8 protein-coding genes and 1 tRNA gene are annotated in these 12,102 nt (G+C 66.1%); 6 read left to right on the top strand and 3 right to left on the bottom strand.

Features of this window, described 5'->3' with window-relative positions; genetic code table 11:
* The 5 genes from RT551_RS19870 to RT551_RS19890 form a co-directional block, all read left to right on the top strand.
* Positions 1 to 2,386 (top strand): prolyl oligopeptidase family serine peptidase (locus RT551_RS19870; RefSeq protein WP_313461724.1); only part of this gene is annotated, 2,386 nt, incomplete at its 5' end.
* 135 nt (positions 2,387 to 2,521) lie between these two features.
* Complete coding sequence (ppc, locus tag RT551_RS19875) at positions 2,522 to 5,233, top strand: phosphoenolpyruvate carboxylase (protein ID WP_313461726.1); 2,712 nt, start codon at positions 2,522 to 2,524, stop codon at positions 5,231 to 5,233.
* Positions 5,233 to 5,742 carry a hypothetical protein gene (locus RT551_RS19880; protein ID WP_313461728.1) on the top strand — a complete coding sequence of 170 codons (510 nt, stop codon included), beginning with the start codon at positions 5,233 to 5,235 and terminating at the stop codon, positions 5,740 to 5,742. Before ppc ends, RT551_RS19880 begins: the two co-directional genes overlap by 1 nt.
* Before the next feature lie 55 nt (positions 5,743 to 5,797).
* A tRNA-Lys gene (locus tag RT551_RS19885) sits at positions 5,798 to 5,872 on the top strand.
* A 15-nt stretch (positions 5,873 to 5,887) separates the two neighbouring features.
* Positions 5,888 to 8,146 carry a hypothetical protein gene (locus RT551_RS19890; RefSeq protein ID WP_313461730.1) on the top strand — a complete coding sequence of 753 codons (2,259 nt, stop codon included), beginning with the start codon at positions 5,888 to 5,890 and terminating at the stop codon, positions 8,144 to 8,146.
* A 3-nt stretch (positions 8,147 to 8,149) separates the two neighbouring features.
* On the opposite strand, the gene RT551_RS19895 is transcribed toward RT551_RS19890, so the two are convergent.
* The 3 genes from RT551_RS19895 to metK form a co-directional block, all read right to left on the bottom strand.
* The gene (locus RT551_RS19895; RefSeq protein WP_313461731.1) at positions 8,150 to 8,656 is read right to left on the bottom strand and encodes an acyl-CoA thioesterase; all 507 of its coding nucleotides are present in this window, start codon (positions 8,654 to 8,656) and stop codon (positions 8,150 to 8,152) included.
* On the bottom strand, positions 8,653 to 9,864 hold the full coding sequence (locus RT551_RS19900; protein WP_313461733.1) for a hypothetical protein: 1,212 nt from the start codon (positions 9,862 to 9,864) through the stop codon (positions 8,653 to 8,655). The genes RT551_RS19895 and RT551_RS19900 overlap by 4 nt, the downstream gene beginning before the upstream one ends.
* 181 nt (positions 9,865 to 10,045) lie before the next feature.
* Positions 10,046 to 11,257 carry a methionine adenosyltransferase gene (gene metK, locus RT551_RS19905; protein ID WP_313461735.1) on the bottom strand — a complete coding sequence of 404 codons (1,212 nt, stop codon included), beginning with the start codon at positions 11,255 to 11,257 and terminating at the stop codon, positions 10,046 to 10,048.
* A 280-nt stretch (positions 11,258 to 11,537) separates the two neighbouring features.
* Here metK and RT551_RS19910 point away from each other — a divergent pair.
* Positions 11,538 to 12,102: 1-acyl-sn-glycerol-3-phosphate acyltransferase (locus RT551_RS19910; RefSeq protein WP_313461736.1), on the top strand; the 565-nt coding region annotated here is incomplete at its 3' end.

A 12,102-nucleotide genomic window follows, 5' to 3' on the forward strand; every position in this document is an offset into this window, starting at 1 on the left:
GCTGGCCGGCTATCAGCTGCCCTCGGCGCGGCTGCAGGCGGTGGTCGACGCGCCGCGTGCGCCCACCCTCAGCCTGTCGCCACGCCGTGACCTGGCCGCACTGCTGCAGACCCCGTCGCTGGCGGCGATCGGCGACGTGGCCCAGCCCGAACTGAAGCTGGCCGGCGTGCGCATCCATCCGGCCACGCATTCGGCCAGTCGTTTCAGCTTCGGCAACAAGCTGTGGCTGATGGACATTGCCGACGGCAAGGAGCGCCAGATCAGCGGCCTGCCGCAACCGCTGTCGATTGCGACGATCGCGTGGTCGCCTGATCAGAAGTACCTGGCTTTCAACCAGGTGCAGCCTGCCACCGGCATCAATGAACTTTGGCTGGTGGATATCGCCAGCAACAGCGCGCGCAGGCTGGTGGGGAATCTCAACACCGTGTTCGGTGCCGGTTACCAGTGGCTGCCGGACAGCCGCGGCCTGCTCGCCACCGTGCAGCCGGGCGGGCAGGGCAGTGCACCGGCCGCCGATGGCATCCCGACCGGGCCGGCCATCCAGCAGACCGAGCCCGCGGCCGGTGTGCGCTCGCTGCGCACCTACCAGGATCTGCTGAAGAACGAAGCCGACGCGCGCCAGTTCGACTACTACGCCAGCGCGCAGCCGGTGCGTGTTGCACTCAACGGCACCACCACCGCGTTGTCCAGCGCCGGCATCTATCTGGACCTGGATGTGTCGCCGGACGGCAACTACCTGCTGGCCGAGCGCGTGCTGCGTCCGTATTCCTACCAGGTGCCGGCCGACGATTTCCCGCGCCGCATCGAGGTGCTGTCCGCCGCCGACGGCTCGCTGCAGCACACCCTGGCTGAGCTGCCGCTGGTGGAAGGCCTGCCCACCGGCAACGACGCGGTGCCGACCGGCGTGCGTCGGGTCAGCTGGCGCGCTGATGTCCCGGCCACGCTGGTCTGGGCCGAAGCCCAGGACGGCGGCGACCCCGCGCGCGAAACGCAGGTGCGTGATGCGGTGCTGACCCAGGCCGCCCCGTTCGACCGCCCGCCGCAGACCCTGGCCCAGCTGGGCAGCCGCTATGCCGGCATCCAGTGGGGGCGCGGCGACCTCGCCCTGCTCAACGAATCGTGGTGGAAGAGTCGCACGGTGAAGCAGTGGCGGATCGCCCCGGATCACCCTGAGACCGAGCCGCAGCTGCTGGTGGAGCGTTCCTCGCAGGACCGCTACAACGACCCCGGTCGTCCGGGCATGGTCAGTGACGTCAACGGCCGCGGCCGCCTGCAGACCAGCGCCGACGGCCGCAGCATCTTCCTGTACGGCCAAGGCGCGTCACCGGAAGGCGACCGTCCGTTCGTGGACCGCTTCGACCTGGACAGCCGCCAGACCACCCGTCTGTTCCATTCGCAGGCTCCGGGTTATGCGGCACCGCAGGCGCTGCTGGACCAGGAAGGCACCACGCTGCTGCTCACCCGCGAGTCACCCGATGAGCCGGCCAACTACTACGTGCAGTCGCTGACCGATGCGGCTGCCGCGCCGCGCGCGCTGACCGAGTTCACCCACCCGCTGCCGCAGTTGCGTGGCGTGAGCAAGGAGCAGATCCGCTACAAGCGCAACGACGGTGTCGACCTGACCGCCACGCTGATGCTGCCGCCCGGTTACAACGCGAAGAAGGACGGGCCGCTACCGCTGCTGATGTGGGCCTACCCGGGTGAGTTCAAGACGGCTGCTGCCGCCAGCCAGGTCACCGACTCGCCGTACCGCTTCAACGCGGTCGGCTACTGGGGCCCGCAGGCGTTCCTGGCCACCGGCTACGCGGTGCTGGTCAGCCCGTCGATGCCGATCATCGGCGAAGGCGACAAGGAACCCAACGACACCTACCTGCCGCAGCTGATCGCCAACGCCGAAGCCGCGGTGGACGAAGTGGTGCGCCGGGGCGTGACCGACCGTGAGCACATCGCCATCGGCGGGCATTCCTATGGTGCGTTCATGACCGCCAACCTGCTCGCACACACGCGCCTGTTCAAGGCCGGCATCGCGCGCAGCGGCGCCTACAACCGCTCGCTGACCCCGTTCGGGTTCCAGGCCGAAGAGCGCAACTACTGGCAGGCCCAGCCGGTGTACCAGGCCATGTCGCCGTTCAATTACGCCGGCAACATCAAGGACCCGATCCTCTTCATCCACGGTGAAGACGACAACAACTCCGGCACCTTCCCGATGCAGAGCGAGCGCATGTTCTCGGCAGTGAAGGGCCTGGGTGGCACGTCGCGTCTGGTGATGCTGCCCAACGAATCGCACCACTACCGCGCCCGCGAGTCGATCATGACCATGCTCGCTGAAAGCGAACGTTGGCTGGAAACCACCATCGGCCCCGGCCAACCGATCAAGAAGAAATGATCCATGCGCCGGTCACCCTGTACGGGGTGACCGGCATGGAACATATGCAAATGAAACCTTTTGCATGTCGATATGCGGCCCACATTCTGCGTTACGCTTGACCGGATTCCGTTCCTTCAGGCCCATGCGTCGCAGATGAACGAATACCGCAGCAGCATCGTGTTTGCCACCCCGGACATTCCCCTGCGTGACGACGTGCGCCGGCTCGGCGCGCTGGTCGGCGACCTGCTGGTCGAGCAGGTATCCGAAGACTTCTTCGAACACATCGAACAGATCCGCACCCGCGCCATCGCCCGGCGTGAGAGCGGTGCGCCGTTGAGCGATCTCAGCGCGGCCCTGCAGAATCTGGCTCCGGCCGAAGCAGAAGCTACCGTGCGCGCGTTCAGCACCTACTTCCAGGTGGTCAACATCGCCGAGCGCGTGCACCGCATCCGCCGCCGCCGTGACTACCAGCGCGCCGGCACCGCCGCGCCGCAGCCGGACAGCCTGCAGGACGCGCTGCAGCACCTGAAAGCCCAGGGGGTCACCTTGGACGAACTGGCGCAGTGGCTGCCGCGCATCGACATCGAACCGGTGTTCACCGCGCATCCCACCGAAGCGGTGCGTCGCGCGCTGCTGGAAAAGGAACAGCTGATGGTGGCCAGCCTGGTGGATGCGCTGGACGGTCAGCGCACCCCGGGCGAAGCAGCTGCCGATGCCGCGCGCTTCCGCATGGCGCTCACCGCCTCCTGGCAGACCACCGACTCCTCGCCGGTCCGCCCCACTGTAGATGACGAGCGCGAGCACGTCGGCTTCTACCTGGTGCAGGTGCTGTACCGGGTGATGCCGGTGCTGTACGAATCGCTGCAGCAGGCGCTGCTGGACACCTACGGGCAGACCCTGCCGCTGCCGCGCCTGCTGCGCTTCGGCACCTGGGTCGGCGGCGACATGGACGGCAACCCGAATGTCGATGCCCGCACCATCCGCAACACGCTCGACGCGCAGCGCCAGGCGGTGCTGGGGCGCTACCAGAAAGACCTGCTGCAGCTGGCCAGCCTGCTCAGCCAGAGCACCGAACGGGTCGGGGTCAGCGATGCGCTGCAGGCGCAGGTCGCGCATTACCAGCAGCTGCTGCCGAACGTGACCTCGCGCCCGCGCCACGCCGACATGCCGTACCGCCTGCTCAATGACCGCATGCGCGCGCGGGTGCAGGCGACACTGGATGACGCCGACGGTGCCTATGCCGGCCCGCACGAACTGGAACACGATCTGCAGCTGATCCTCGACAGCCTGCATGCCAACAAGGGTGATCACGCAGGCGGCTTTGCGGTGCGCCGCCTGTTGTGGCGCGTGCGCACGTTCGGCTTCCATCTGGCGAGGCTGGATGTGCGCCAGGAATCCAGCGTGCACGGTCGCGCCCTGGCCAGCGTGCTGGACGGACAGGAGGCCTGGGACAACGCCGACGCGCTTGCCCGTGCCGAACGTCTGGCCCCGTTCGCCAGCGGCGAGCAGGCGCTGCCGCCCAGCTCGGAAGAAGGCGGGCAGCGGCTGGACGCCGTGTTCGCCGCGCTGGCCGATGCGCGCCAGCGCCACGGAACCGACGCGCTCGGCAGCTACATCATCTCCATGGCCCACGACCGCAGCGATGTGCTGGCGGTGCTGGCGCTGGCCCGGCGCGGCGGGCTGGTCAACGACGAAGGTGCCGTGCCGCTGGATATCGCGCCATTGTTCGAAACCGTGGACGACCTCAAGCGCGGCACCGACACGCTGCGCGACCTGCTCGCCGACCCGGTCTACCGCGCCCACCTGCGTGCGCGAGACGACGTGCAGATGGTGATGCTGGGATATTCGGACAGCGGCAAGGACGGCGGCATTGCCGCCTCACGCTGGGGTTTGCAGCGCGCCCAGGTGGAACTGCTGGAGGTGGCGGCTGAAACCGGCATCCGCTTGACCTTCTTCCATGGTCGTGGCGGTTCGATCAGCCGCGGTGGCGGCAAGACCACGCATGCGGTGGACGCCTCACCGCGCGGCAGCATCGACGGCCGCCTGCGCGTCACCGAGCAGGGCGAGGTGATCCACCGCAAATACGGCATCCGCGCGCTGGCGCTGCGTTCGCTGGAGCAGGCCACCGGGGCGGTGCTGCGCTCCAGCCTGCGCCCGCGTGCGCCCGAGCCGCGCGAAGACCAGTGGCGGCCGGTGATGGATCTGATCGCCGAGCACAGCGCGGCAGCCTATCGCGCATTTGTCGGCCAACCGGATTTCATGCAGTACTTCCGCCTCGCCACGCCGATCGATGTGATCGAGCGCATGACCCTGGGCTCGCGCCCGTCGCGGCGGCTTGGCCAGGACGCGGCGCTGGGCAATCTACGCGCCATTCCGTGGGTGTTCGCCTGGAGCCAGGCGCGCGCGGTTATTCCCGGTTGGTACGGGGTGGGCAGTGGCCTGCAGGCTGCGCTCGATGCGGGTCATGAAGAAACCCTGCACGAGATGGCGCGCGACTGGCCGTTCTTCAGCACCTTCCTGGACGACATCGCGATGGTGCTGTCGAAGGGTGACATCACCATCGCCGAGCAGTTCTCGCAGTTGTCCGGGCCGCTGCACGCGCGGTTCTTCCCGCAGATCGAGCAGGAGCTTGCGCTGACCGGAAAGCTGATTCTGGCGCTGACCGGGCAGGGGTCCCTGCTGCAGCACGATCAACGTCTGGCGCTGTCGATCCGGTTGCGCAATCCGTACGTGGACCCGATCAGCGTGCTGCAGGTGGACCTGCTCAAGCGCTGGCGCGAAAGCGGCGGTGAAGATGACGAGGTGCTGCGCGCGCTGGTGGCGTGTGTGAATGGTGTTTCGCAGGGCGTGCAGAATACGGGTTGATGAACGCCGATCTCGTGCACTCCTTCCGCATTACCAAATACGCGACGCTGGGCTCCAACGGGGCACGGACGTCGCCGCCGTCGGAGTGGACCGCCTTCTCCGACGTTGGCAAGAAGGTGGCATTGCAGGATTACCTGGACGTGGAATCCGCTTACCTTGAGCTCATTCGGGTGGCGTGTGCGGCTACCCGCACCGCTTCGCTGCGGGTGAAGGCCTTGGAAGGGGCCGAAACGGGCGATTACGTTGAAGGGCAGTACCTGGAACTGCCGCAGGCGCTGGAGGTGGCTCGCCTGGTTCTGCGTGAGGTGTGCTGGTGCATGCTCGTCGCGGAGCGCATGGAGGTGCACTTTGGGTACGACTACTACATGTATGTAGTAGCGGCGGACGACATTCTGCCTGCCCTGCAGCAGTCCAACTCCTGTTTGTGCTTTGAGCGGTATCCATCGCCTTATCAGCAGCCCGTCGAAGCACAGGATGCCAAGCCTGAGGACCGCGCGCAGGCTGATTGACAGCACGGGAATGCGTTGCGTCGAAGCGGGCCTTGGTGCAGCATGCAGCTTCTGCTCCGGGGTAGTTCAGTGGCAGAACACCTGGCTCTTAACCGGGTGGGCGCTGGTTCGATTCCAGCCCCCGGACCCACCAAACGAGGCACCCATGGCCAAGGATGATGCCGAATCGCCTGCAGCCCCGACGATCAGTGGCGGCTACATCGGTGCCCAACTGGGGAAAGCGCTGCGTGCGCTCCGTTCAGCGGTCACCCCCGATCAACGAGCGCGCGCGGAGCAACGAGTGCAGCGCTGGTGCAGTGTGCTGGATGGACGTTCGATCGGCGTACTGGAGCACGGATCACGCACGCCGCTCAAAAACACTCCCGTCTGGGCAACGCCGGAGGTTGTTACCGGCGGCTTTGCGACGGGCAACCTGCTTGCCGGTGGAGCACTGCAGGCGTGGGAGCTGGATCTGGCCCGGGAAGTACTGGAGCCCACAGAGGGAGACGAGCGGCTTCGCCTCAATCGCTGGTGTTTCGAGGAAGCTGGCTTCGCATGGTTGCTGGCCCGGTTGCGCAACGGGGATTATCGGATCTCTGTGCCCGAAGAAGGCGCATTGCTGACGGTGGTATGGCTGCTGGAGCAGGGCCGTCAGCAAGACGTTGCCGATCTGCTTGAGGTGATCGCGCCGTGGTTTACCCACTTGCGATTCTATCCTGAGCCACTGGCCGCCCCCACTCCTGCTGCGGGCCGTTCCGACTTGTTTGTAGCCTCTGCCGGCCAGGTGGCTGATCAGTTGCAGCGGCATCCGGTTCCCCACGATGTCGCCGTCCAGCGCGAGGTACTCAACGATTGGGCCCCGCTGTATGCCCGGACCGTACTGCTGTTCCGCCAGACGTGGTTGGAGGGTTGGCCGTGCAGGGTCTACCCGGCAGGCTGGCTGCCCGCAGCTACCGGGGTGGTTGAGGAGTTCCACGCGCTGCAGCGTTCGTCTTCCTTGCAGCGGCCAGCGTCCCGGCACCGCGATGTGGAGCTGATGGTGTATCTGCGCACGTGCGTGAGCCGTCCAGAGGACTTGAATGGACGGCAGGTGGGACGAATCCGTCGTATCGTGCTTGACCATGTTGCCGCGCATGGGGAGCCGGATTCACCAGCCTATGCCGCGAGCATGGCGCACGCGCGTCTCGGTGTAGCTGCACCCACGCACGCAATGCTTGCAGGCGTTGCCGCCGATCGCCTGCGGCAGCTTCCTGCCGACACCGGTGTGGAAGATCCAGTAGTGCTGGCGGCACCGGTGAGCAGCAACGAGGCCACATCGGCGATTGCAGCAGGGACGTGGCTGCCGCTTTCCGTGCGCAGGCTGATAAACCGCTGCCGTCGAGGATCGCTGCAACAGCTGATCGCCGCGGGACTGGTGCCTTCGCTGGAGAGCATGGCTGCGTTGCTGCCGCAGCTCAATGAGCAGGTTGCCGGTTCAAGGTTTTCCGACGCCGCGCAGGGGCGTCTGTTTGCTGCGTGCCAGCGTGCTTTCGGCGACCGCCGCTCCCTGTTGCTTCTGAATCTGCAGTCGCAGGTGCGGTTGCGTGAGATTCCATGGATTCGCCTGCTTGATGTGCAGAGCGAGAACGCTTCCGGCGTGTCGGATGACGTGCTGAGCGACGTAGTTTGCACGGCGTTCCGGTGCTACCCGCATACGCCCCTGCCAAATCCGATGCTGCGACGCCTGCAGGAGCTGGAGGGCTCCAACAGCAGGCTGCCGTTGGTGGAAGAATTGGCGGCGGACATCTTCATGGGGCGGTTCTCAAGCGGCTTCAACAGTGCTGCCCGGCACGCGGTGGGCTATACCTACGACAGCCTTTATGGCCTTTATTTCGGCATTGACGATGAGGTCGTTCACGCTCTGGGGACCTCATCACAGTCTGGGCAGTCCAACAAGGACGAAGCATTGGCGACGTTGTGCCATGCTCGTGCGGGTTTGAAGCCCGGGCGTCTGAACGTCGCAGAGAATGGCTGTGTAATCGAGCAGGCGCAGATTCTCACCACTCACAATCTGGCCGCGCTTTTCGACAGATTCCAGCTGGACCAGCGTCTTGTCGATGCATTGCCACGCATGGTCGACACCTGCTTCAAGGCAGTGTTGACGGATCTGCAGCGCGTGCCTGCGGATTGGCACAGCTGGATGCTTGCGGTGAAGCGTAGTGCCTATGCCTGGCGCCAGATGATTTTCTTCATGTCGCGCATGGCACCCGACGAATGCAGCCGGACCGTCGGTCGTCTCCATGCCAGCTACCAACTTCAGTCAACGCTGTTCCAGGCCCGTTTCGCGCCAGCGATGCAGGGCCTGCTGCAAGCAGTCGAAGGCATGCGGCCGGATCTCCAGTTTCTCGGTTGGAGCCGGCGGCACTGGCTCAAGCCCCCCGGCTGACGCTTACCCCTCGGCCGAGGGCGGATTCGACGCCAGCAACTCCCGCTGGCGCTGCTCCATTTCCGCCCGCAGCTGCCGGCGGATCAGCGCGGCCGCATGCCTGCGGCGCTGGTTGCTGCTGGCCAGTTCCAGCGGCGGCACCGGGGTGGGCTTGCCGTCGTCATCCACGGCCACCATCGTGAAGAAGCAGCTGTTCGCATGGCGCACGCTGCGTTTCATGATGTCCTCGGCGACCACCTTCACCCCGATCTCCATCGACGAGGTGCCGGTGTAGTTCACCGAGGCCAGGAAGGTCACCAGTTCACCCACGCGAATGGGCTCGCGGAAGGTGACCTGGTCGACCGACAGGGTGACCACGTAGCGGCCGGCATAGCGGCTGGCGCAGGCGTAGGCGACCTGGTCGAGCAGGCGCAGCACCGCGCCGCCGTGCACCTTGCCGGAGAAATTGGCCATGTCCGGCGTCATCAGCACGGTCATGGACAGCTGGTGGGATTTGAGTTCGGTGGTCATGCGCTCAACTGTGCCAGTTGCGCTTCCGACGGGAAACCCCGGGTCAGGTAGCGTGGCGGGTACAGGTGGCGCGGGTCGCGCTCCAGCAGATCGCCCACGATCGCCATCGCCTTGTTCCAGGGAACCCGGATGATGGAGGGCTGGCCTTCCGCCGGGATCACCAGCGCCAAGTAGTCCGTCCGCGGCAGCGAGCCATTCACTCCCTCGGTCCAGGTGGCAATCGAGATCCACTCTTCGCCACTGGCATACGCCATGTAGGTCGCCACATGGATGTCCTCGCCATGCGCCTCATGCACGCGCTCAAGCAACTGCTTCTGCACATGGTAGGCATCCTGGTTCAACGTCACGCGCAGCTGGCTCTGTTTCTGTCGCAGCGCCTCGGTAGCGGGTTCCTGCACCACGATGCGACCATCGTCATCGTGGCGCAGCAGCTCCCACGAGATCGCGCGGCCGGCCTTCACCTCCTCCAGCGCGATGTCGAACATCGCGAGCTGCGCGGCTTCGTCGTTCTCACCGGCCACCATCATCAGGTCGCGGGTAGCCAGCAGGAACACCGGTCGTCCGGAAACCGGAACCCGGTTCACCAGTTCCGGCAGCAGGGCGCGGCTGCTGTCGTAGCAGTCCTGCCAGTTGGCGCGGAACAGACCGGGGGCGATCGGCTCGAAGGGCACCTGCTCCTGATCGCGCAGATTGCGGCGGGCGATGTCGAGGGTTTCGTGCAGCGAGACACCCCAGTCCGCCGCCGGGCCATCGGTCTTGGTCATCATGTGTTCGGGATGATCGATGGCGATCAGTTCCACGCACTCTTCGGTCAGTTGGCGGTACTGGAAGGTGTTTGGTGCCTCCCAGCCCTTCTGCGCGATCTCGCCCAGCCGGACCTGCTCCAGCTGCGACAAGCTGCGGATGATCGGGCGCAGTAATGGCTGGATCTCGTCCCATTCCATTTCAGGGGAGTTGCTCGCGTGCAGGGCAGTCACGAACTGATCCAGCGCCTGCTGCTGCTTGCCGCGCTTGGCACTCAGGTACGCGTGGTGGGCGTTGTGCAGGTTGAAGTAGGCACCCTTGCCGACCTGCACCCGGAACAGCTCGGCGTCGTAGGTCATTGGTTGGGTGATGCCACTGCGGCGGGCGGTGCTGATGAAGCGTTCGGCGAACGCGTCGTTGTTTGGGATGTGTTTGAACAGCTTGTCCAGCAGTGCAGAGAGCATGTGCGAGCGTCCTTGGTCGATTGCGACATGCTCGCTTGGGTGCCGTCTGAATGCAATCGATCGGTAGTGCCGGCCGCTGGCCGGCAACCACGCAAAAAAGAAGGGCCGCTTGCGCGGCCCTTCCGGTTTCGATCGTTGCCACGCTGCGCGTGGCCAGCCACGCAGGGCGTGGCTCTACGCCTTACTTCAGCTTGGCGTCGGCGCGGAGGGCGGCGGCGCGGTCGGTCTTTTCCCAGGAGAAGGCCGTGGCGTTGACCGTTTCGCCAGCACCGTTGAGGTAGCTGAACTCCTTCGGCTTGCGGCCGAAATGGCCGTAGGCGGCGGTCTGCTGGTACATCGGGTGGATCAGGTCCAGCATCTTGATGATGCCGTACGGACGCAGGTCGAAGTGCTTGCGGATCAGCTTCTCGATCTTGTCATCGCTGATCTTGCCGGTGCCGAAGGTGGTGACCGAGATCGAGGTCGGCTCGGCCACGCCGATGGCGTAGGAGACCTGCACTTCGCAACGGTCAGCCAGGCCGGCAGCGACGACGTTCTTGGCGACGTAACGGGCGGCGTAGGCGGCCGAACGGTCCACCTTCGACGGATCCTTGCCCGAGAACGCGCCACCACCGTGACGGGCCCAGCCGCCGTAGGTGTCGACGATGATCTTGCGGCCAGTCAGGCCGCAGTCGCCCACCGGGCCGCCGATCTCGAACTTGCCGGTCGGGTTGATGTGGAACTTGGTGCCCTTGTGCAGCCACTTGGCCGGCAGCACCGGCTTGATGATCTCTTCGCGGACGGCCTCGATCAGGTCCTTCTGCTTGATGCCCGGGGCGTGCTGGGTCGACAGCACCACGGCGTCGATGGCCGCCACTTCGCCGTTTTCATAGCGCAGGGTGACCTGGCTCTTGGCGTCCGGACGCAGCCACGACAGCGGCGAGTTCTTCTTCTTGCGGATCTTGGCCTGCTGCTCGACCAGGCGGTGCGACAGGTGGATCGCGGCCGGCATGTAGCTGTCGGTTTCGTTGGTGGCATAGCCGAACATCAGGCCCTGGTCGCCCGCGCCCATTTCTTCCGGCTTCTTGCGGTCAACGCCCTGGGCGATGTGCGGGGACTGCTTGCCGATCAGGTTCAGCACGCCGCAGGTGGCGCCGTCGAAGCCGACTTCAGAGCTGTCATAGCCGATGTCCACGATGACCTTGCGGGTCAGCGCTTCCAGGTCGATCCACGCCGAGGTGGTGATTTCACCGGCGACGATGGCAACGCCGGTCTTGACCATGGTCTCGCAGGCCACGCGGGCGCGCTGGTCCTGGGTCAGGATCGCGTCCAGCACCGCATCGGAGATCTGGTCGGCAACCTTGTCCGGATGGCCTTCAGAGACCGACTCGGAGGTGAAGAGGTAGCTGGACATCAGGCTTAATATCCTTTGATTCGGATGGAAAGATGGGCGCGCATGATACACGGCACCGCGCGCCATTGCATTGTGGCCCAGCGGGAGTTGCCCGTGGTTAAGCCGGCGTGCCCGGCCGGAAAGGCCGCCGTTGCGGCATTAGGGCCCAGCATCGGGGGCCAGTGTTCCATCCGCGTGACGGCCGCAGGGCCCGCCGTGTCATCAATCTGCCGCCAAACCGCCACCTGACTGCCGCCTCCCGGGTTCAGGCTTCGCCCAGCCAACCGTCCGTGGGGCCGCCATGCAGGAACTCGAACAGCGTCTGCAGCAACGTTTTCCCGACTGGTTCCGCGGCCGTCGCGGTCACCTGGCCCGCCCGCTGCTGCGCGGGGTGGGGCGCTGGTCCCGGCTGGACCGGGTGGACGCCTTCCTGCGCCAGCACGCGGGGGTGCGCGGTTTCGACTTCGTCGCCGCCGGTCTCGACTTCCTCGACAGCCGCTATCAGGTCGACCCGGCCGAACTGGCCCGCATCCCGGCCACCGGCCGCCTGCTGATCGTGGCCAATCACCCGTCCGGGGCGCTGGATGCGCTCGCGCTGCTGGACGCGGTGGGGCGGGTGCGGCGCGATGTGCGGATTGTGGCCAACGACCTGCTGGGAGCCATCGGCCCGCTGCAGGACCTGCTGCTGCCGGTGCGCATGCTGGGCGGCAAGGTCCAGCGGGCCAGCCTGCAGGCGGTGGAGCAGGCACTGGCGGCCGAACAGTGTGTGATCGTTTTCCCGGCCGGCGAGGTCTCGCGGCTGTCGCTGCAGGGCATCCGCGACGGGCGCTGGCAGCGGGGCTTCGTCCGTTTCGCCCGCGCGGCGG

The organism is Stenotrophomonas sp., assembly GCF_032103445.1.
Lineage (GTDB): Bacteria > Pseudomonadota > Gammaproteobacteria > Xanthomonadales > Xanthomonadaceae > Stenotrophomonas.

Coding starts and splice junctions, on each gene's coding strand:
- ppc (WP_313461726.1), top strand. CDS start 2,522: ATGAACGAATACCGCAGCAGCATCGTGTTTGCCACCCCGGACATTCCC.
- RT551_RS19880 (WP_313461728.1), top strand. CDS start 5,233: ATGAACGCCGATCTCGTGCACTCCTTCCGCATTACCAAATACGCGACG.
- RT551_RS19900 (WP_313461733.1), bottom strand. CDS start 9,864: ATGCTCTCTGCACTGCTGGACAAGCTGTTCAAACACATCCCAAACAAC.
- RT551_RS19890 (WP_313461730.1), top strand. CDS start 5,888: ATGGCCAAGGATGATGCCGAATCGCCTGCAGCCCCGACGATCAGTGGC.
- RT551_RS19895 (WP_313461731.1), bottom strand. CDS start 8,656: ATGACCACCGAACTCAAATCCCACCAGCTGTCCATGACCGTGCTGATG.
- metK (WP_313461735.1), bottom strand. CDS start 11,257: ATGTCCAGCTACCTCTTCACCTCCGAGTCGGTCTCTGAAGGCCATCCG.